The sequence below is a fragment of the Paraburkholderia sp. genome (assembly GCF_049581445.1).
Lineage (GTDB): Bacteria > Pseudomonadota > Gammaproteobacteria > Burkholderiales > Burkholderiaceae > Paraburkholderia.
In genome coordinates this window covers 1-20,530 of record NZ_JBAURZ010000331.1, presented here as the reverse complement: position 1 = coordinate 20,530, position 20,530 = coordinate 1, and the positions used below count along the sequence as shown (strand labels likewise).

Annotated in this window: 20 protein-coding genes, 1 pseudogene and 1 riboswitch; of the genes and pseudogenes, 8 read left to right on the top strand and 13 right to left on the bottom strand. The window is 62.3% G+C overall.

The features are described from left to right. The 5 genes from WCA85_RS27595 to WCA85_RS27575 all read right to left on the bottom strand — a co-directional run. On the bottom strand, positions 1-330 hold a 330-nt coding region (locus tag WCA85_RS27595), incomplete at its 3' end, for a gamma-glutamylcyclotransferase (protein ID WP_424068042.1). 15 nt (positions 331-345) lie between these two features. Continuing rightward, positions 346-828, bottom strand: a complete 483-nt coding sequence (gene ybeY / locus WCA85_RS27590) for an rRNA maturation RNase YbeY (RefSeq protein ID WP_424068041.1) — start codon at positions 826-828, stop codon at positions 346-348. A gap of 87 nt (positions 829-915) precedes the next feature. Then, positions 916-1,977, bottom strand: coding sequence for a PhoH family protein (locus WCA85_RS27585; protein WP_424068040.1), 1,062 nt, complete (start codon positions 1,975-1,977; stop codon positions 916-918). Positions 1,978-2,011: 34 nt separating this feature from the next. Continuing rightward, positions 2,012-3,397, bottom strand: a complete 1,386-nt coding sequence (gene miaB, locus WCA85_RS27580; RefSeq protein WP_424068039.1) for a tRNA (N6-isopentenyl adenosine(37)-C2)-methylthiotransferase MiaB — start codon at positions 3,395-3,397, stop codon at positions 2,012-2,014. A gap of 141 nt (positions 3,398-3,538) precedes the next feature. Then, positions 3,539-4,510, bottom strand: a complete 972-nt coding sequence (locus tag WCA85_RS27575; RefSeq protein WP_424068038.1) for a LysR family transcriptional regulator — start codon at positions 4,508-4,510, stop codon at positions 3,539-3,541. 125 nt (positions 4,511-4,635) lie between these two features. Between WCA85_RS27575 and WCA85_RS27570 the strand changes: the two genes are divergently transcribed. From WCA85_RS27570 to ribB, 4 genes are all read left to right on the top strand, one after another. Beyond that, positions 4,636-5,028, top strand: coding sequence for a VOC family protein (locus tag WCA85_RS27570; RefSeq protein WP_424068037.1), 393 nt, complete (start codon positions 4,636-4,638; stop codon positions 5,026-5,028). Positions 5,029-5,062: 34 nt separating this feature from the next. After that, entirely contained in the window at positions 5,063-6,235 is a 1,173-nt protein-coding gene (locus WCA85_RS27565) for an MFS transporter (RefSeq protein WP_424068036.1), read from the top strand. Between the two features lie 144 nt (positions 6,236-6,379). Further along, positions 6,380-7,063, top strand: coding sequence for a helix-turn-helix domain-containing protein (locus WCA85_RS27560; RefSeq protein ID WP_424068035.1), 684 nt, complete (start codon positions 6,380-6,382; stop codon positions 7,061-7,063). A 178-nt stretch (positions 7,064-7,241) separates the two neighbouring features. Beyond that, positions 7,242-7,426: riboswitch (FMN riboswitch) on the top strand. 174 nt (positions 7,427-7,600) lie between these two features. After that, complete coding sequence (ribB, locus tag WCA85_RS27555; RefSeq protein WP_424068034.1) at positions 7,601-8,347, top strand: 3,4-dihydroxy-2-butanone-4-phosphate synthase; 747 nt, start codon at positions 7,601-7,603, stop codon at positions 8,345-8,347. A gap of 57 nt (positions 8,348-8,404) precedes the next feature. Here ribB and WCA85_RS27550 read toward each other — a convergent pair whose 3' ends face one another. From WCA85_RS27550 to glpD, 4 genes are all read right to left on the bottom strand, one after another. Then, positions 8,405-9,091 (bottom strand): HAD family hydrolase, encoded by a 687-nt coding sequence (locus tag WCA85_RS27550; protein WP_424068033.1) that lies wholly within the window; start codon positions 9,089-9,091, stop codon positions 8,405-8,407. 118 nt (positions 9,092-9,209) lie between these two features. Further along, positions 9,210-9,917, bottom strand: coding sequence for an MIP/aquaporin family protein (locus tag WCA85_RS27545; RefSeq protein WP_424068032.1), 708 nt, complete (start codon positions 9,915-9,917; stop codon positions 9,210-9,212). Between the two features lie 121 nt (positions 9,918-10,038). Next, positions 10,039-11,538: a glycerol kinase GlpK gene (gene glpK / locus WCA85_RS27540; protein WP_424068031.1), complete on the bottom strand. Its 1,500-nt coding sequence runs from the start codon at positions 11,536-11,538 to the stop codon at positions 10,039-10,041. Positions 11,539-11,729: 191 nt separating this feature from the next. Beyond that, a complete protein-coding gene (gene glpD / locus WCA85_RS27535) occupies positions 11,730-13,319 on the bottom strand; it encodes a glycerol-3-phosphate dehydrogenase (RefSeq protein WP_424068030.1) in 1,590 nt (529 codons plus the stop codon). Positions 13,320-13,503: 184 nt separating this feature from the next. Between glpD and WCA85_RS27530 the strand changes: the two genes are divergently transcribed. Further along, positions 13,504-13,911 carry a hypothetical protein gene (locus tag WCA85_RS27530; RefSeq protein WP_424068029.1) on the top strand — a complete coding sequence of 136 codons (408 nt, stop codon included), beginning with the start codon at positions 13,504-13,506 and terminating at the stop codon, positions 13,909-13,911. A 144-nt stretch (positions 13,912-14,055) separates the two neighbouring features. On the opposite strand, the gene WCA85_RS27525 is transcribed toward WCA85_RS27530, so the two are convergent. The 3 genes from WCA85_RS27525 to WCA85_RS27515 all read right to left on the bottom strand — a co-directional run bounded on the left by WCA85_RS27525 (position 14,056) and on the right by WCA85_RS27515 (position 16,225). Then, positions 14,056-14,706: a TetR/AcrR family transcriptional regulator gene (locus tag WCA85_RS27525; protein WP_424068028.1), complete on the bottom strand. Its 651-nt coding sequence runs from the start codon at positions 14,704-14,706 to the stop codon at positions 14,056-14,058. Positions 14,707-14,915: 209 nt separating this feature from the next. Then, positions 14,916-15,113: a hypothetical protein gene (locus WCA85_RS27520; protein ID WP_424068027.1), complete on the bottom strand. Its 198-nt coding sequence runs from the start codon at positions 15,111-15,113 to the stop codon at positions 14,916-14,918. A gap of 332 nt (positions 15,114-15,445) precedes the next feature. Continuing rightward, positions 15,446-16,225 (bottom strand): DeoR/GlpR family DNA-binding transcription regulator, encoded by a 780-nt coding sequence (locus WCA85_RS27515; protein WP_424068026.1) that lies wholly within the window; start codon positions 16,223-16,225, stop codon positions 15,446-15,448. A 305-nt stretch (positions 16,226-16,530) separates the two neighbouring features. Between WCA85_RS27515 and ggt the strand changes: the two genes are divergently transcribed. From ggt to WCA85_RS27500, 3 genes are all read left to right on the top strand, one after another. After that, the gene (gene ggt, locus WCA85_RS27510) at positions 16,531-18,168 is read left to right on the top strand and encodes a gamma-glutamyltransferase (protein ID WP_424068025.1); all 1,638 of its coding nucleotides are present in this window, start codon (positions 16,531-16,533) and stop codon (positions 18,166-18,168) included. A 366-nt stretch (positions 18,169-18,534) separates the two neighbouring features. Then, positions 18,535-19,362 (top strand): ferritin-like domain-containing protein, encoded by an 828-nt coding sequence (locus tag WCA85_RS27505; protein ID WP_424068024.1) that lies wholly within the window; start codon positions 18,535-18,537, stop codon positions 19,360-19,362. A 248-nt stretch (positions 19,363-19,610) separates the two neighbouring features. Then, positions 19,611-20,132: a hypothetical protein gene (locus tag WCA85_RS27500; RefSeq protein WP_424068023.1), complete on the top strand. Its 522-nt coding sequence runs from the start codon at positions 19,611-19,613 to the stop codon at positions 20,130-20,132. Positions 20,133-20,250: 118 nt separating this feature from the next. Here WCA85_RS27500 and WCA85_RS27495 read toward each other — a convergent pair. Beyond that, a pseudogene (locus tag WCA85_RS27495) lies at positions 20,251-20,530 on the bottom strand (hypothetical protein); the annotation flags it as partial.

Sequence of the window (20,530 nt, the reverse complement as noted above, 5' to 3'; positions counted from 1 at the left end):
GGCGATGCCGGTGCACGAGCCGCCGCGGTCCAGCGCCAGCACGAGCCCCGGCTGCTCCGGCGTACCGCGGTTCACCCGCGACCACAGATACAGTCCGCGGTGGTAGCCGTGCACCTTGGAGCGCGTGCCCTCGATGGTCGGCATTCCCGGGTTCCATATCAGCGAGCCATAGCCGAACAGCCACAGGTCACTCTCCCGGTCCCAGTCGCGCAGCGTGCATTCCAGCGACGCGCGCAGTTCCTCGTCCGTCAACAACCGCGATTCGCCGAGCGCCGGTGGATAGCCGGGACAGGGTGGGCGGTCGTCGGGGGTGGGGAAAGGGGCGCTCACGATCGTTGCAGCAGGCTAAACCGGCGACGGGTAGGGGTCTTGGTAAGGGTCGGGAAAGCCGAGTGCGGCCATGATCTCGGTCTCGATGGATTCCATTTCCTGCGCTTCCTCTTCGACCTCGTGATCGTAGCCTTGTGCGTGCAGCGTACCGTGGACTAAAAGGTGCGCATAGTGCGCGGCGAGCGGCTTGCCCTGTTCCGCAGCTTCATTTTCGACCACCGGACAGCACAGGATCAGATCGCCCGTGACCGGATCGTCTTCGGATTCCGCGTAGGCAAAGGTCAGCACATTTGTTGAGTAATCTTTGCCGCGGTAGGTGCGGTTAAGCGTGCGGCCTTCTTCGGCGTCCACGAGGCGCACAGTCAGCTCCGCGTCCGCAAAGAGCGCCGCCTTGACCCAACTGGCCACCGTGGCGCGCGGCAAGACCGCCTTGTGTTCCGGCCACGCCTTGGCGGCGGGGAATTGCAGGGTCAACGTCAGTTTCGGGGTGCGGCTCATGCGTGGCGGGAGGCTAGCGGTGTCATCGGGCCCGAAAGCGGCTCTTTACGAAACCGCAGAACGGGCATGGGCATTGGCATGGGGATCTCAACGCGCATCCGTTGGGCCGGCGTTCTTCTGCGAATGCGCATCGTAAGCCTCCACAATGCGCGCAACCAGCGGATGCCGTACCACGTCAACACTGGTGAAGCGCGTGAGCGCAATCCCGCGTACGTCGGACAGCACCTGCTGCGCTTCGATCAGACCGCTTTTGTGGCCACGCGGCAAGTCGACCTGAGTGGTATCACCGGTCACCACGGCCTTCGAGCCGAAGCCGATCCGCGTCAGGAACATTTTCATCTGCTCGGGCGTGGTGTTCTGGGCCTCGTCGAGAATGATGAACGCATGATTCAGCGTGCGGCCGCGCATGTACGCGAGCGGCGCGATTTCGATCATCTGACGCTCGAACATTTTCGCCGTCTTGTCGAAGCCGAGCAGGTCGTACAGTGCGTCGTACAGCGGGCGCAGGTACGGGTCCACCTTCTGCGCCAGATCGCCAGGCAAAAAGCCCAGGCGCTCGCCCGCTTCCACAGCCGGGCGGGTCAGCACAATGCGCTTCACCTGATCGCGTTCCAGTGCGTCCACCGCGCAGGCCACCGCCAGGTAGGTCTTGCCCGTGCCCGCCGGACCGATGCCGAAGGTCACGTCGTGCGAGATGATCTGCTTCAGGTATTCGCGTTGCATCGGGGTCCGACCGCGCAGATCGGCGCGGCGGGTATAGAGCTTCGGGCCGAGTTCTTCGAGGTCTTCATCGCCGGTGTCGGCGGGTTCGTCGAACGGGTGATCCGGGTCGTGGCGAAAGCGCGCGTCCGGGCTCTGTGCGCCATTGCTGTGAGCGCGCGGCGGGTGACGCGCCTCGACGAGCGCGAGCTGGATATCGTCCACGGACAGTGGATCGCGCGCGTTGTTGTAGAAGTTCTCGAGGGCAGTGAGCGCCAGTTTGGCGCCCCGCCCGCGGATCGAGATGCGGTGGCCACGGCGTTGCAGTGTGACATCGAGCGCCTGCTCGATTTGCCGCAGGTTTTCGTCCAGCGGTCCGCAGAGGTTGGCGAGCCGCGCGTTGTCTTCGCGCGGTGCGGTGAATTCCAGATGCTGCTGAGTGGTCTTCAAGGCGGTGGGTCGATCCTGTCAGTAGGCGGTGCGCTTAATGGGTCGTTGCCGGCGAGTCGTTGTACATCGTGTCGTGCGTCAACACGAGTTCGCCGCGTAGCGAATGTGGGTACGCCTGCACGATTTTCACGTCGACCATCTGGCCAGTCAGCCGCGCGTGCGATGCAATGGGTGCCGGGAAATTCACCACACGGTTGTTCTCGGTGCGGCCCGCGAGTTCGGTGGGATCTTTGCGCGCCGGGCGTTCGACCAGAATGCGCTCGACCTTGCCGACCATCGCCTCGCTGATGCGCGCGACGTTTTCTTCGATCGTGGCCTGCAGGTGTTGCAGACGCTTGAGCTTCACCTCGCGTGGCGTGTCGTCGTGCAGATTCGCGGCCGGCGTGCCCGGACGCGGGCTGAAGATGAACGAAAAACTGGTGTCGTACTTCATCTCGTGAATCAGCGCCATCATCTTGTCGAAGTCTTCTTCGGTCTCGCCAGGGAAGCCGACAATCATGTCCGTGGACAGCGACAGGTCCGGGCGAATCGCCCGCAGCTTGCGGATCACCGACTTGTATTCGAGCACGGTATAGCCGCGTTTCATCGCCATCAAAATGCGGTCGGAGCCGTGCTGCACCGGCAGGTGCAGATGGCTCACGAGCTTGGGCACTTTCGCGTAGGTGTCGATCAGGCGCTGCGTGAATTCCTTAGGATGCGACGTGGTGTAACGGATGCGTTCGATGCCGGGGATATCCGCGACGTATTCGATCAGCGTCGCAAAGTCCGCGATCTCCGACGAACCGAGCGTGAGTCCGGCGCGGTAAGCGTTCACGTTCTGGCCGAGCAGCGTCACTTCACGCACGCCCTGATCGGCGAGGCCGGCGATTTCGGTCAGCACGTCGTCCAGCGGGCGCGACACTTCTTCGCCACGCGTATAAGGCACGACGCAGTAGCTGCAGTACTTGCTGCAACCTTCCATGATCGAGACAAACGCGCTCGGGCCGTCGACACGCGCCGGCGGCAGGTGGTCGAACTTTTCGATTTCCGGAAACGAGATGTCGACCTGGGCGCGGCCGCTTTCGCGGCGCTTGTCGATCATCTGCGGCAGACGGTGCAAAGTTTGCGGGCCGAATACCAGGTCCACGTACGGCGCCCGCGCGACAATCGACGCGCCTTCCTGGCTCGCTACACAGCCGCCCACGCCAATGATCAGGTTCGGATTCGCTTCCTTCAGCTCGCGCACGCGGCCGAGGTCGGAGAAGACTTTTTCCTGCGCTTTTTCGCGCACCGAGCAGGTGTTAAAGAGAATGACGTCTGCGTCTTCCGGTGTGTCCGTTTTGACGAGGCCTTCCGCCGCGCCGAGTACGTCGACCATCTTGTCGGAGTCGTACTCGTTCATCTGGCAGCCAAAGGTCTTTACATAAACTTTCTTGGTCATCGAGTTTCGCCGGTCGCAGTGGTTAACCTGGGGGCGTCATTTAAAAGTGAAGAGAGGCGAAAACGTGCGCGGCAGTGGCTGGGCGCAGGCCTGAAGCGGCCCGGAATAGCCGGACGGGCACGTTTGCAGCGTAGTCCAACATTATAGCCCTTCACTGCGCACGGGTTTTTTCCCGGGACGCGCCTGCGGCAAGCCGAGCAGGCCTTCCAGCTCGTCGGAAACCTGGGCGAAACGCTCGGCGAGAAAGTCCAGCAGCACCCGCACGCGCGGCGCCATAAAGCGGTTTCGGTGATAGAGCGCGTGCAGCGGTGCATCAGGGTAGCGCCAGTCGGGTAGCAGCACTTTCAGGCCATCCGAGCGCAGGTCTGCTTCCACATCCCACATCGACTTCACCACGATCCCATAGCCGCGCAACGCCCATTCGCGGGCCACTGCGCCGTCGTTGGTTTCCCGGGCGGTTTCGAGCGGCACTTCGTATAGCTGGGTCTCATTGCCGCGCGTGAAGCGCCATTCGTTGACGGGGCCGGATGCGGTACTGAGCACGATGCATTCAAACCGGGCCAGATCCAACGGGTCTTTGGGCTCGCCATGCCGGGCGATGTACGCCGGCGAGGCGCACACCACGCGCCGGTTCGGCGCCAGCGGCCGGGCGATCAGCGAACTGTCCTGCGGCACGCCGAAGCGGATCGCCAGATCGATGTCCTCCAGCACGAGGTTCGACAGCGAATCCGACAGCGTCAGCGCGAACGTCACCTCGGGGTAGCGCAGGTTGAATTCGTCGAGCCAGTGCATCAGCAGGTTGCGGCCGAAGTCGGAGGTTGCGGAAATCCGCACTTTGCCGCGCACCACGTTTTGACCGGCTTGCAGCAGGGCTTCGGCGTCGTCCAGCGCCTTGAGCGCCTGGCGGCAGCAGTTGAGGTACATACGCCCTTCGTCCGTGAGCCGCAGTTGCCGGGTGGTGCGCTCGAACAGGCGAGTCTTGAGCCCGGCTTCGAGCTTGGCCAGACGGGCGCTGGCGGCGGCCGGGGTGAGCCCGAGCTTGCGGCCGGCCGCTGACAGGCTGCCGAGCTGCGCGGCTTCGGCAAAGAGACGGATGTCGCCGAGGTTATCCATCGATTATTCAGGATTGTTTGAAAATGATTCAAATGCTACGCCAATTCTCAAAAATTGGTGGGTTAGGGAGAATGCGCACCATGAATTGATTTGCCCGGTCTGCAAGCCGGCCCTTTGGAATCGCCATGCACCTCGATCACGCCACGATTGTCACCGCCGACCTCGCCGCCGCCCGCCGCTTCTTTGTGGACGTAGTGGCACTCGAGGACGGTGTCCGGCCGCCGTTCGGGATTGACGGTTATTGGCTTTACACGGGCGGACGGCCAGTGATCCATCTGATCGACGCCACCGTGCCGGCGCAGGCCGGCCGGACGGCGCCACGGATCGATCACATCGCCTTCCGGATCGAGACCGCCGCCGAGTGGCAGGCGCTGCTCGTGCGCATGCGTGAAGCTCGGGTGGCCTGTCAGATCGCCGAAGTGCCGCTTTCCCGTGAACTGCAATTGTTTGTCGCGCTCGCGCCGGGCGTGGTCGTCGAGTTCGTGACGGCGCTGCACGACGGCGAGACCGACGCCTAACGCCGCATCCACTACTGAAATCTGGAGATTTGCGATGCCTATCCCGCTCCTTGCGCTAGCGATTAGCGCCTTTGCCATCGGCACCACTGAGTTCGTGATCATGGGCTTGCTGCCCCAGGTCGCGAGCGATCTGGCCGTGTCGATTCCGTCCGCCGGTCTGCTGGTAAGCGGCTACGCGTTGGGTGTCGCGGTCGGCGCACCGCTGCTTGCCATAGTCACTAGCAAGATGCCGCGCAAGCTCGCGTTGCAAATGCTCATGGGCGTATTTATCGTCGGCAACGTGCTGTGTGCGATTGCTTCGGATTACTCGGTGCTGATGATCGCGCGCGTCGTGACTTCGTTCGCGCATGGCTCGTTCTTTGGGATCGGCGCAGTTGTGGCCTCATCGCTCGTACCGCAGGAAAAGCGCGCCAGCGCGATTGCCTTGATGTTCACCGGACTCACACTGGCCAATGTACTGGGCGTGCCGCTGGGGACATTCATCGGTCAGGAGTTCGGCTGGCGTATGGCATTCTGGGTCGTGAGCGTGCTGGGTGTGTTGTCGCTCGCGGGCGTGTCGGCGTTGGTGCCGAACCATCATGACACGGGTCCGGTCGGGCTGGCTCACGAAGTACGCGTGCTGAAAGACCCGCAGGTGTGGATGGCGTTGGCAATGACGATTGTTGGCTTCGGTGGCGTGTTTGTTGTGTTCACCTATATCGCGCCGATCCTCGAACAGGTCAGCGGATTCTCGCCGCGTGGCGTGACTCTGATGCTGGTGCTGTTCGGCGTGGGCCTGACGGTGGGCAATACGGTAGGCGGCAAGCTCGCTGACCGTGCGTTGATGCCGTCGCTGATGGGCATTCTGTTCGCGCTCGCCGTGGTGATGGCAATCTTCACGCGCACCAGTCATTCGCAGGTGGCTGCGGCGGTGACGCTCTTAGTGTGGGGGATTGCCGCGTTCGCGACCGTGCCCCCGCTGCAAATGCGCGTGGTGGAAAAGGCGACAGCAGCACCGAACCTGGCTTCTACGCTTAACATCGGCGCGTTCAACCTCGGCAATGCGGGCGGCGCGTGGCTCGGTGGCATGGCCATCAGTCACGGCCTTGGGCTCGACGCGTTGCCGTGGGTAGCGGCGGCCGTGTCCGTAGCGGCGTTGCTGCTGACGTGGATTGCAGCGCGGATGGATGCGCCGGTGCGTAAGCCAGCAACCCGGGTGACGATATGAGGACTCGGCACAAGCTTTGCCGGAATCGTCCGCCGCAATGCTGATAACAGTGTGAAGATAACTTCGTTGGACGCAGCCAGACGCGATGCTATCTTGCCTTCACTCACCTTTGCCCGCTCTGTGGCGGCGCTACTGGAGGCACTTATGCATTCCCCGCTTGCGCTGGTTCGCGATCCTGCGGCTGATCCTCAAGAAGGGCCGCGAGCCGCGGAACCCTTCGATGCACTGGAACATCTGGTCGGTGTGAATCTCGCCCGCTTGCGTGCTGAACGGCAACTGTCGCTCGACGCGCTGGCTCGCGCATCAGGCGTGTCGCGCGCCATGCTGGCGCAGATCGAATCGGGCCGCAGCGTGCCGTCGATCAAGGTGCTCTGTAAAGTCGCGGTAGCCCTAAAAGTGTCCGTCGCAGCTTTTTTGCGGCGCCATGCGACGAATGGTTTTGAGCATCTGCCGGCTGACCGTGCTACCCGTGTCGTCAGTTCGAATGGCCGATACTGGGTACGCTCGCTCTACCCCGACGCGGAGCCGGCGACCGCCGAGTTCCACGAACTGCGCGTCGCGCCCTTGCATACCGAGCCGGGTGTGCGCCGCGCGCCGGGCACCACGGTCAATCTGGTGGTGAGCGAAGGAACGCTGGAGGTCAGCGTGCACGATCAGCGCCAGTTGCTCGCAACAGGCGACGCTATCGTCTTCGATGCCGACCAGCCGCACAGCCTGCGCAATCCGGGAGACACCGAGGCGCGCGCGTTTCGCGTCACGGTCAACGCGGAAACACCGCCGCGCTGGGATCTGCCGCATGACGTCTCGCGCAACACGGCGCCGGTCTGATGAGACAGTTGACGCAATGCAAGCGAGGATGAATGCGCATGCGGCTTGCGGACTCGCGGTCCACGTAGCGCTTGTACTGGACACCTCCTCTACGAGGCGTCGTTCTGTTCGGATACCGCCGCGCTGCAGACCTGGCGCGGCTGTTGTATGCTTCACCTGCCGGGAGTTCCGGTAATCAGTGCGTCTTCAGGGCGGGGTGAAATTCCCCACCGGCGGTATGCCGGCAGCGCAATTGCGCTTGCCAGTGAGCCCGCGAGCGCCCGCGTAGTAAGAGTCTCCAGCAGTCAAGAGACTTGAGCGGGGTCAGCAGATCTGGTGCGATGCCAGAGCCGACGGTCATAGTCCGGATGGAAGAAGATGTGCAGATAGTCATGTCCGTCCTCGTCACGCTGCCAGGAGGTCTGTGCTGCGTGCGGGCGTTCCCTTGCTGGAACGTCAGAAGGGTCGTCCCTCTAAAGGATGACTCTTGGGGCGCGCGTTGTCTGTTTGCAATGCCCTGAAACGTTTTTCGCCCAACCTTTGCGATGAGCGTTTCAAATGTCCCTTACTACTTTTCCTGCTCCTTCGACGATTGCGGAAGACGCCCCGAAGGAAGTCCCCTTGGGGGATGCTTTCGCCGATCTCCCCCTGCTTGCTACCGAAGCCGTTCCGCCCCGCATCGCCGCAGCCTTGCAAGCGATGCGTGATGGCCGCGCCGTGGTTCTGCAAGACGACCACGACCGCGAGAACGAAGCCGATCTGATCGTCTCCGCTGAGCGTCTAACCAACGAGAGCATGGCATTGCTGATCCGCGAATGCAGCGGCATCGTGTGCCTGTGCCTGCCCGACGAGAAGATTCGCGCGCTCGACCTACCGCCTATGTCGGTCAACAACGAGAGCCGCCACGGCACGGCGTTCACGGTGTCGATCGAAGCGCGTGACGGTGTGACGACCGGCGTCTCCGCCGCCGACCGCGTGACGACGATCCGTGCCGCGATCGCCGACGGGGCGAAGCCTGCCGATATCGTCCGTCCCGGTCACGTGTTCCCGCTGCGCGCGATGCCCGGAGGCGTGCTGGCGCGACGCGGCCACACCGAAGGCACAGTGGATCTGGCGATCCTCGCCGGGCTCAAGCCTGCTGGAGTGCTATGCGAACTAATGAACCCGGACGGCACAATGACGCGCGGCGCGGATGTCGAGCGTTTCGCGGCACAACACAATCTGCCGATGCTGACGATTGCCGAACTGGTGGAATTCCGCGAGGCGCTGGCCGCCGCGCGTGAATGCTGCGCGGACGAGGTGTGAGCTAAAGCGGTGGGTGGTGCGCGGCGCCTAAAACCGCGCACCATGCCGTTCATCTACTTAAGACTGCACGTCGCCAAATTCGCCGCGCACGCCCGCTTCGACCAACGCGGGCAATTCGTCCATGTGTTCCATGATGCGGGTCATGCCCATTTTGCGCAGCGCATCTGCGTAGCCGTGGGGAATATGGCTCGCGCCGACGAAGGCAATCGTCTTCATGCCCGCGGCCCGTGCCGCGTTCAGGCCGGCCACGCTGTCCTCGACCACGAGGCATCTGGCCGGCTCCACGCCCAACTGCTGAGCGGCAAACAGATACACATCCGGGAAGGGCTTGGGTCGTGCGACCTGCTCGGCGCTGAAAATGCGCTCCCCGAACACCTGCTGCAATCCGGCGCGCCGCACTGAAGCCAGCACGCGCGGCATGCGGCTATTCGAAACAACCGCAGCCGGCAGCGACACGCGCTCTAGCGCGTCGCGCACGCCGCCAATCGGACTGAGCTTCGACGCGAGCGCCACCTCGACATTGTGCTCGACCGTCTGCAGAAAATTCTCCGGCAGTTTGATGTCAAGCGACGTCTCGATGCCCGCGAGAAAGCGCGAGGTCTGCTGACCGAATGCCGTCTTGACGACGCTGGTGAAGTCGAGGGTGGGGAAGGTTGAGGAGAGCGTTTCGAGCATGACGTGATCAGCGATAACTTCGCTGTCGACGAGCACGCCGTCACAGTCACAGATGAGATGGTCGATCATGCGGAAAACTGGGGCGAGGGCGCACGGGCCGATGAACCCGCGCGCAGGGGTGAAAGCACCATGATACGTGCTTTGTGGCCGCCTGCGCGACCCTTCGCTACCAGGGTGGTACGACGTATCAGTGCATGTGCATATAAACGAACGCGGCAGCCGCGCCACCAGCGAGCGGCCCGAGCACAGGCACCCATGCATAGCGCCAGTCGCTGTCGCGCTTGCCGGGAATCGGCAGCAGCGCGTGCATCAGACGCGGCGACAGGTCGCGCGCCGGGCTCATCGCGTAGCCCGTCGGGCCGCCCAGCGAAATGCCGATACCGAGCACCAGCAGGCCAACCGGCAGCGCATCCAGCGCGCCAAGTCCAACCTGCGGCGAGGCCAGATACAGCACGCCAAGAATCAGCACGAAGGTGCAGATCATTTCGGTCAGGAAATTGTGCGGTGCGCTGCGAATGGCGGGTGCCGTGCAGAACACGCCCAGTTTGACGTCGGCGTCGGTCTCTCTCGCGAAGTGCTGGCGATACGCGATCCACACGATGCCCGCACCGGCCATGCCGCCGAGCATCTGCGCGGTTACATAGCCGAGGACTTTGCTCCAGGCAAACTTGCCGGCAAGCGCGAGGCTGATCGTCACGACCGGATTCAGATGCGCGCCGCTGAACGACGCCGTGATGAACACGGCGATGAAAACGGCCATCGCCCAGCCCATCACGATCACAATCAGGTCGGCGCCTTTGCCTTTGGTGCGGGCGAGTAACACGTTGGCGACTGCGCCGTCGCCTAGCAGGACGAGCATCGCTGTGCCGATGAATTCGGCAATGTAAGGTGACATGCTTTGTTCTCCAAAATTTTTAATTTTTCGGCAAGCCGCTTGAGTGGGCGGCTTGCCGGTTTCGGTACGTTAGTGACGCAGTAGCGCTGGGATGGCCATTCCCGCTTTGCCGCGTTGAATCTCAGGGCGTATCGGCCCAGGCTTTCGCGGCGCGGACGGCGCGTTGCCAACCTGCCAGGTTGTCCTTGACCTGGCTGGGCGCCATGTCAGGCGTGAAGCGACGATCCAGCGCCCACTGGCTTTGCAGTTCGTTGACGTCTTTCCAATAGCCCACCGCCAGACCGGCGAGATACGCGGCGCCGAGTGCAGTGGTTTCGCTGATTTTCGGACGCACTGCATCAACGCCGAGAATGTCTGCCTGGAACTGCATCAGCAGATTGTTGGCGCAGGCGCCGCCGTCGACGCGCAACTCGCCGATGCGAATGCCCGAGTCGGCTTCCATGGCCTTCAGGACGTCGAGAGATTGATAAGCGATCGAGTCGAGTGCGGCCCGGGCGATATGCGCGGACGTGGTGCCGCGCGTGACGCCGAACAGCGTGCCGCGCGCGCGGGCATTCCAGTGCGGAGCGCCGAGGCCGGCGAAAGCGGGCACGAGATACACGCCGTCGCTATGCGGCACGCTGCGGGCGAGCGTTTCGATTTCCGCCGCTGTCTTGATGATGCCAAGCCCGTCGCGCAACCACTGCACCACTGCGCCTGCAATAAAGATACTGCCTTCGAGCGCATAGTTGATCTGATCGCCGATTTGCCAGGCAATCGTCGTAACCAGGTTGTTGCTCGATTCGATCGGCTTGTCGCCGGTGTTCATCACAAGGAAGCAGCCCGTGCCGTAGGTGTTTTTCACCATGCCCGAGCGCGTGCACATCTGCCCGAACAGCGCGGCATGCTGATCGCCTGCAATGCCGGCCAGCGGAATCTTCGAGGCGAATACCGTGGTCTTGGTGGGGCCGTAAATCTCCGACGACGGTCGCACTTCCGGCAACATGCTGCGCGGAATGTCCAGCGCGGCGAGCAGTTCGTCGTCCCATTGCAGCGTGTGGATATTGAAGAGCATAGTGCGCGACGCGTTGGTGACGTCGGTGACATGCAGGCCATGCTGCGTGAAGTTCCACACCAGCCAGCTATCCACCGTGCCGAACGCGAGCCGGCCCTGGTTCGCTTTCTCGCGGGCGCCTTCGACGTTATCGAGAATCCAGCGAATCTTGGTGGCCGAGAAATACGAATCGATCGGCAGACCAGTCTTCGCGCGGACTTTTTCTTCGAGGCCCTGAGCCTTGAGTTCGTCGCAAAAGTCAGCGGTGCGGCGGTCTTGCCAAACGATCGCGTTATAGATGGGATGACCGGTTTCGCGATCCCAGACGATCGTCGTTTCACGCTGGTTCGTGATGCCGATTGCGGCGATCGACGTGCCGTTCAGACCGGCACGCGTGACCGCTTCGGCTGCGACACCGGCCTGGGTCGACCAGATTTCCTGCGGGTCGTGTTCGACCCAGCCCGGACGCGGGTAGATCTGCTGGAACTCCTTCTGGGCAGTGGATACGACATTGCCCTGGCGGTCGAAAAGCATCGCGCGCGAACTGGTTGTGCCCTGATCGAGCGCGAGGATGTACTGATCCTGCATTGTCTCTTCTCCATGTTTTATTGAGTCGTCGTGCCTTGGGGGCCGGCGACGGGAGCGGCTTGTTATTCAAGGTACTGCAACGGCCCTGCTGCTGCTGTGCATTCCGATCACGAACGTACGTGCTGGAACGCATTTCTATCAGGTCATGGCAAAGTCACGCCGGTTGTGGACGTGACGCGCTTACGCGTGATTTAGGTTTGATGCTGGATCGCGCCGCGTTCGGTCGTACCGTTCGGGCCTGGGCCGCCTTCGCTCGCGCCCGGGCGCGACTGCGTGCGCGCGAACCAGTCGTCAATTTCCTGCGTGACACTTTCGAGCGTGCCCGGCTCGACGTGCAGACCGAGCTTCGAGCGCCGCCACAATACGTCTTGCGCGCTGCGTGCCCATTCGGTATCTCGCAGATAACGCAGTTCGGCTTCGTAGAGTCCGGGCGCGAACGCGCGGCCCAACTCATCCAGGGAGCGCGCCGTAGCGGTGACATGTCCGGCGCGCGTACCGTAGGCGCGTGCGTAGCGACGCGCCAGTTCGGCGGGCAGCCACGCATGTTGCTGCTGGAACTGCTCGGCAAAGCGTTCGAAATTCGCCTGTGCAATATCGCCGCCAGGCAACGGCACGCCAGCGGTCCACGCCGGCGCAGGGCGATCCAGCGCGCGACCGAGTTGGTCGACGGCTTCTTCCGCGAGCTTGCGAAACGTCGTGATCTTGCCGCCGAACACTGACAGCAGCGGAGCCTCGCCCGCTGGAGCATCGAGGTCGAGCTGGTAGTCGCGCGTCACCGCCGATGGATTGTCCGCACTCTCATCTTCAAGCAGCGGACGCACGCCCGAATAGGTCCAACGCACGTCGTCCGGTGTGATCTGTTGCTTGAAATAGCGGTTGATCGAGTCGCACAGGTATTGCGTTTCGTCGCCGTTGATTGCGACCTTCGCGGGGTCGCCGCGATATTCGATATCGGTGGTGCCGATCAGGGTGTAGTCCTGCTCGTACGGGATCGCAAAGATGATCCGCTTGTCCGGATTCTGGAAGATGTACGCGTGATCATGATCGAACAGCCGCCGCGTGACGATGTGACTGCCTTTGACGAGTCGCACGCTATGGGTTGCTTCGCGCCCGAGTGCACCGTGCAGCAGTTCACCCACCCATGGACCGGCGGCGTTCGCGATCGCGCCGGCGCGTACGTCGAGTTGCGTGCCGTCAGCGCGTTTCAGTTGTGCGTGCCATTCACCACCCGCCCTAACCGCGCCGACCAGTTTGGTGCGCGTGAAAATGGTGGCGCCGCGTTCCTGCGCATCCAGCGCATTGAGCACGACGAGCCGCGCGTCGTTGACCCAGCCGTCCGAGTAGACGAAGCCGCGCTTGATGGAGTCGACAAGCGGCGCGCCTGCGGGATGGCGGCGCATGTCGATGCCGCGCGAAGGCGGCAGCAATTCGCGCCGCGCCAGATGGTCGTAGAGGAAAAGCCCCGCGCGGATCATCCACGCCGGCCGCAGGTTCGGCATATGCGGCATCACGAAGCGCAGCGGCCACATGATGTGCGGCGCGGCGCGCAGGAGCGTTTCGCGTTCCTGCAATGCCTTGCGCACCAGCCCGAATTCCCGGTACTCGAGGTAGCGCAGGCCGCCGTGAATCAGCTTGGTACTGGCCGACGACGTATGCGCCGCCAGGTCGTCCTGCTCGCAGAGCATCACGGACAGGCCGCGCCCCGCTGCATCGCGTGCGATGCCGGCGCCGTTGATCCCGCCGCCCACGACGAGCAAATCGAATCTCGAGCCTTGCGTCACCTGCTGTGTCTCCGTGCCGGTAGGAAAAATTGATCGAACCGATAGTGTTCGTTTGCGAACTTTAATGAACATATTCGAAAAAGTAAAGTTCGGGTTTCGTGATCGGGTGATCGGGGTTCCGGGGTGGTGGTGTAATCTAGATCCGCCGACGATACTCACGGCAACGGTCATATCGAGGTGAAACATGCGGGGACTTTGGACAAAGCTGGGGACGGGACTGTGCACGATCGGGACGGCGGGCGCGGTTGCACTGCTGGCGGGATGCGTGAGCACGCCTAGCCTGAGTGGAAGCATGGGCGCGCCTTCGTTCGTGGCCCTGCAGCAGATTTGTGCCGCGGCGCCGGTGGACTACGGCAACGACGCGCAATCGGTCTACACGACGTTCTACGACGCGTACGTCGCCAATCGGGGCGGCAAGGTATCCAAGGACGATTACTGCGCGTTCCAGACGGCGATCGCGGAGCATTACACGACGCTCGGCACGAGCAGTGATCCGCAGGCGCGTAATCAGTGGGTCGCGTTCTTCCTCGACCAGCGGGCGAAAGCGATTAGCTGGCGTGCGTCGGTTGATCCGACGTTGCGGGCGGGCTGAGCGCGCTCGAGTCGTAGCGGTGGCTGATGGGCAGACCGGTGTCGAATGTTGTGGCTCGGCCAGCGCCTGGCTGTGCGATGCGGCCAAAGCCAACGCCAACGCCTTCGGGTCGGCTGTCGCCTAACTCCTTCGTTCTGCCAGCGCCTAACCCTTCGGTTCCGCCAGCGCCCCGCGCCATAGCATCGCCGTAATCTGCGCCAGCACCGCTTCGCGGCTCGGCGCGCCGCTGGCGCTGCCTGACTCATGCATCGGCAGTTGTGCCTGCGGCGGCGGCAACTGATTAGCCAGTGCCAGCATCGCAAAACCATGCAGACTCGCCCAGTAGGCGTAGCCGATCAACCGCGCATCCCCGGCCAGGCGGCCAGCTTCGACGAGCGGCTCGAAATGCTCGCCCAGCATGCGCCATGCGCGTTGCGACGCCGCCGCAAGTTCGGGATAGGCGTCATCATCGGGCTGATTCAGATCGAACATCAGTCGGTACGCGTGCGGCTCGTCCAGCGCGAACGCCACGTAGGCTTGGATCAGCGCTGCACCCCGGCGCGTGGCCTCAGCCTCGTGCACGGCGATTTCCAGCCGCTGCGCAAACCGGTTAAACGCAGCGGCTCGCACCATCGCGAGCAGCTCGTCCTTGTCGCGGAAGTAGCGATAGGGCGTCATGGCGCTGCAACCTAGTTCCTTGGCCAGTTCGCGCATGGTGACGCCTTGCGCGCCGCGCGTGGCGAACGCATTCTCGGCGACGCGGCGCATGTTTTCGCGGAACTGGTGAATAGCTTCGTCGGAGAGTGTCTTGGGCATGCCGGAGGGCGTGGAAACGCAACGGATCAATTTACTGCGTAAATTGATCCGTCACAAGCGCAGCCCCAGCCTGATAGCAACTGAAGAGGTAAAACTGAAAAGGGATCTGACGAGGCAACCGGCAACTCATGGGCGCGCGTTACTTCGACTCAACGCGCCGCCCAAGGTCTTGCCCATTCAATACCATGCGCCGGGTACACGCCGACGCATTACGAAAACCGCTTGATCGCCCGGATCGCGCTGTCCCCGATCTCCGTGAGGCTCCATTGCTTCAGGCCCGAGGCGAGTTTTTCCAGTTGGACGAGCTGTCGTTCAAGCAACGCATCCAGCTCCTCTCGTTCCATCTCAACCTGATTAGGAGCATCCTTCACAAGCAACAACGTGGCGAATTCATGCGGACTCAGCATCGTTTCTCTCCATGTCTAGCGTAGCGCGGATTGCTTTTCGGCCATTGGCCAGCGGTGCGGCGGGCGCACAGCGATCCGCTACAGGATCAGGCGGGGGTACTACTGTTACGCCCGCCGCGATATGAAAATGGCGTCGGGGAACTGGAGTGTAGTCAACCGCACACAGAACGCCAACTGGTCCCCAGTAAATTTTCCCTTTGACATTCCGGTGCCGCGTAGGCGGTCTGGATTGGCGGGAAAATTCTTGATTTCACTCGAAGTTTTGCGTGCGGTGCAACATGGACCGAGCGCGGCTTTGGTTGACCAAGGAAGTCGGTCCGCGTCCCGGCGAGTCACTCCGCGACGTAGACCTGAGTGCCGGCGGTCGCCAGGGTTTCAGTCATGTCGGCGGGTGGCGCGACATCGGTGAAGAGGGCGTCGATCTGATCCAGATGACCCTGACGAACCAGCGCCGGACGGCCGAACTTGGAGTGATCCGCTGCGAGGAACACGGTGCGCGCGTGCTCGATGATCGCCTCGGCCACCCGAACTTCACGGGTGTCGAAATCGCGCAGCGTACCGTCGGTTTCGATACTCGAAGTGCCGATGATGGCGAAATCGACCTTGAACTGGCGAATGAAATCGATCGCCAATTCGCCCACGATGCCCTTGTCCCACGGCCGCACGATGCCGCCCGTCACGAGCACCTCACAGTCCGGGTAGCCGCTCATCATGCTGGCGACGTTCAGATTGTTGGTGATCACACGCAAGCCTCGATGGCGGTTCAGCGCGCGCGCGACTTCTTCGGTGGTGGTGCCCAGGTTGATGAACAGCGAGGCTTGATCGGGAATATGCGTGGCCACCAGCGCCGCGATGCGCCGCTTCTCGTCATGGAACATGCGCTGCCGCGCGGTATAGGAGACGTTCTCCGAACTCGTCGGCAGACTCGCGCCGCCGTGATAGCGGCGCAGCAAGTTCATGTCGGCCAGCCAGTTGACGTCGCGGCGGATGGTTTGCGGTGTGACATCGAAATGTGCTGCCAGGTCATCCACGGTGACGAAGCCGTCGCGTTGTACCCACTCGAGCAATTCCTGTTGACGTGCGTTGAGGGTGAGGCGGGGGTCTCGGGTCATGTCTCTCGGGTCACGTATTTGCGTCGGCGTCGCAGGCAGCGCTCAGCGCCAGAAGCGGGCAGCGGTTAAACAGCGTGGTGCGGTGAGCGTATTGTAAGACCATCCGACGGGTTGTCCGCCAACTCGCGCGACATGCGCAGGATCACAGACGACTTATTCAGCAAGCTGCTGCATTGATTCATTTGATAAATGAATTTGCGTTTTCTGTCGGTTCGCGCTGCAATCCATGGTTCCCCCTGCGATGGTTTTCTTGATGATCCCGGCCCGTGTCTTACGCCGGGACGTGCTTTCCGAGAGTCTCCGACATGACCCGCTTCAACTGGCAGAACCCTTATCCCACGCCCCGTCTTCCTGTGTTCGCGCGCAACATCGTTTCCACTTCCCATCCGCTCGCGGCGCAAGCCGGCTTGCGCATGTTGTGGAAGGGCGGCAATGCGGTCGATGCGGCAATCGCGGCGGCCGCCGCCATCACGGTGGTCGAGCCGGTGTCGTGTGGTTTGGGCGGCGATGCCTTCGCGCTGGTATGGGACGGCGCGAAGCTGCATGGTTTGAACGCGTCCGGCGTAGCGCCGGCAGCATGGAATGTGGACTACTTCAAGCGCAAGTACGGCGAGGACAACGGTCTTGCGATCCAGCCCAAGCGGGGCTGGGACGCCGTCACCGTGCCAGGCGTGATTGCGGGCTGGGAGGCCTTGCATCAGAAATTCGGTTCGCTGCCGTTCGCCGATCTGATGGAACCGGCCATTGAAATCGCCGAGCGCGGTCATGCGGTCGCGAGCATCGTGGCCTACAAGTGGGCCGCGGCAGTGCCTGAGCTACGAGACCTGCCGGGTTTTGCACAGACCTTCATGCCGCGCGGCCGCGCGCCGGAAGTGAGCGAACTGGTGCGCTTCCCCGGACATGCGAAGACCTTGCGCAAGCTGGCCGAACAGGGGCCGCGCGCCTATTACGAAGGTGAGATCGCTGATCGGATCGCGGCGTTCGCCCGTGAGAACGGCGGCGCAATGACGGCTGACGACCTGCGTAATTACCGGGCCGATTGGGTCGAGCCGATCGGCAAGGATTATCGAGGCTATACGGTCCACGAGATTCCGCCGAATGGCCAGGGGATCGCCGCGCTGATTGCGCTGGGTATCCTCGAGAAGTTCGATGTGGATACGCTCGCGGTGGACAGCATCGAGTCGCAGCATTTGCAGATCGAAGCCATGAAGCTCGCATTCGCCGATGTCTACCGCTACGTGGCGGACCCGCGTTCGATGGAGGTCACACCCGAGCAGATGCTCGACGACGCTTACCTGAGTGCACGGGCCAAGTTGATCGACCCTAAGCGCGCCACGCAGTTCGACTTCGGTATGCCCAAAGCGGGTGGCACCATCTACATGTCGGTGGCTGATGAGCGCGGCATGATGGTCAGCTTTATCCAGTCAAATTACATGGGTTTTGGTTCGGGCATCGTGGTCCCAGATACCGGCATCGCGATGCAGAACCGCGGTTGCGGTTTCTCGATGGACCCAAAGTCGCCCAACGTCGTCGCAGGTGGCAAGCGGCCATTTCATACGATCATCCCGGCGTTCCTCACGCAACAAGTGGACGGCAAGCAGGAAGCCGTGATGAGCTTTGGTGTGATGGGTGGCGACATGCAGCCGCAAGGGCATCTGCAGTCGCTCGTGCGGATGCTCGACTATGGCCAGCAGCCGCAGGCGGCGTGCGATGCGCCCCGCTGGAAAGTGAACCGCGACTTCACGATCGACGTCGAAGCGACCCTCGACCCCGACGTCGCGCGAGCGCTGCAAAACCTTGGCCATACGATCAAGTCGGTCGACGATCCCTACATGGACTTCGGCTCTGGCCAGTACATCTGGAAGCTCGACCGTAATGAACCGGAGCGTGGCTACGTCGCAGCCAGCGACAGCCGTCGCGATGGTCTCGCCGCAGGCTTCTGAGCGGGCGCACAGCGGGTACATAGCGTGTTCTGAGGCCTTTCAGAATCTTATGAGAAGCGTGGGATCGCATCGCGCGTAGAAGCCCGTGAGCATCGTACAAGGCAGCCTTTTGCGGCTGCCTTTTTTATGCGCATCGCCCGCGATGTTTTGTTTTGGAACATTTGAACTACACGTTCTCCGGAACTGAAAAGGCCCGGCATGGTCTGTGCTGTGTTATCTGCAGAGTTCTGGAACACGAGCTAATATGCAAGATACAAGGGGTTAACTCTAATTCAAGGCGCTGTATCGACGAGAAGCCAGCCATGCGAAAACCGGGGCGTCGCAGGCTCGCTCATCGCGTCGATGCAGCTTTCGGAGTAAGGAACGATGCACACTGAGCGTACCCATGTGATGCCCTGGCGTATTGAGGATATTGACCTCAGCCGGGTTGACAGGCAGCGGGCCGTCGCCAACGAAGATTTGCTGCTGCTGCTGTGCGCAGCTTCATTTATCGAAAGCGGTACAGACCTCTATACAAGTAACCTGAGCACCTTTTTTAACGACGACCCGGAAGTGTCGGCCTGGCTCAACAACGAGTGGGAGCCCGAAGAGATGCAGCACGGCCGGGCGCTGAAGACCTACATCGCTCACGTGTGGCCGGAGTTCGACTGGGATACGGCCTTCCACAATTTCTTCGAAGAATACAAGTTGACGTGTTCCGTTGAGGACTTCGAAAAGACCCGCGCACTTGAAATGGTTGCACGCTGTGTCGTGGAAACCGGTACGGCCACGTTGTATCGCGCGATCGGCGAGTGCTCGGATGAGCCGGTGCTCAAGCAGATCACCGACAACATTCGCACGGACGAGGTGCGCCACTACAAGCACTTCTTCAAGTTTTTCAAAAAGTACAACAGGATCGAAGGCAATGGCCGCCTTGCAGTGCTGGGTGCCCTGATGCGCCGCGTGCTGGAGATCAAGAACGAAGACTCCGAGATCGCGTTGCGGCATGTCTTTGCGATTCGCTACCCGGAGCGCGTGCACGATTCGGCCTATAACCGTGATCGTGCCGCGCGCATCAACACGCTTGTGCGACGTAATCTATCGGCGGATATGTGCGTGAAGATGCTGCTCAAGCCGCTCGACTTGCCTGCGAAGATTCAACCCGGCGTGCATTACCCGCTCGCCAAGATCACTCAGCATGTATTCTTCCGTTGATGCGTGACGCCTGGCGTTCAGCGCACGTCAGGCGGTGCTGAGCCGAGTGACGCAGCGAGTGGTTTGAGCCAATGGCCCGCGTCTGCGGGCCATTTGTGTTTGAGGCTCGCCCTCAAGGCAGTTGTACTGAAGACAACGGAAGCGCAATCATGTTGCGTGGGCCCGGAGTGCTCTGCACGAGCCCGAAGTAAGTGCTTTGTATGGGACCAGAGTAAGGCGCCAACTCCGATCGACAGTGGAGACAAGCAATGACTGATTCTGCCTCTGAGCGTTCGCTCGAACACGAGGTGTTCGACGAATGGCCTGGCGCGGCGCGCGCCTTGTTCGATGGCTCCTCGCTCGCGAGCAAGACAGGCTTCACCGCATCGTTTCTGACCATTGATGCGAACGGGCACGTACGTACCTCGTTGCTAGGTGTGGGCGAACTGTACGCGCCGGATTCGCGCACGCTTGGCGTCGCGCTGTGGCCGCGCTCGCGCGCAGCGGCCGTGCTCGCACAGAGCGGACGCGCGACGCTGACGTTCGTCTGCGAGGACGCGTTCTATCAGGTGCAGTTGCGCTTCGAGCCATTGCAGCGCGTGGCAGAAGACAACATTGGGCTCGCGTATTTCTCGGGCTCTATCGATACTGGCGAGATGCAGCAAGTCCGTTATGCGCGCTTAACCAGCGGCATCACGTTCGAACTGGAAGAGGGGGGAGAGGCGGTGCTCGATCGATGGGAACAGCAGATCGAGCACTTGAAGCAGGCGACTGCGGCGGCCAGACGTTAGAACCGCGTCGGTCGTTGATTCAGCATGGATAGGCCTCAGGACAATCTGAAAGCCCTGGAGAGACTCAACCGCCAGTTCGTGACGGTTGAGCTTAACGGTTCGCTTCAGTGCTCGAGCCTTAACGCCCGCGCTGTCCGCCATTACGCGGCGGCTGCGATGAACCGCGCGGTGCATCTCCGCGCGGCTTCGCGCCACCGAGCAGCGCGCCGGGGTTACCGCCTTGCGGCTTACCCTGGCCCTGCGGTTTGCGCGGCGCATGGTTCGCACCGGCGCCGTCATGTGTATTCACCCCCGGCTTGCCATGATGACGCGTGGTCTCGTGACGCGGGTTGTCCTTGCGGACCTGTGGTTGCACCGGCGCGCCTGCGGGCTTGGCGCCCTGTGGCTTCGCCTGCGGC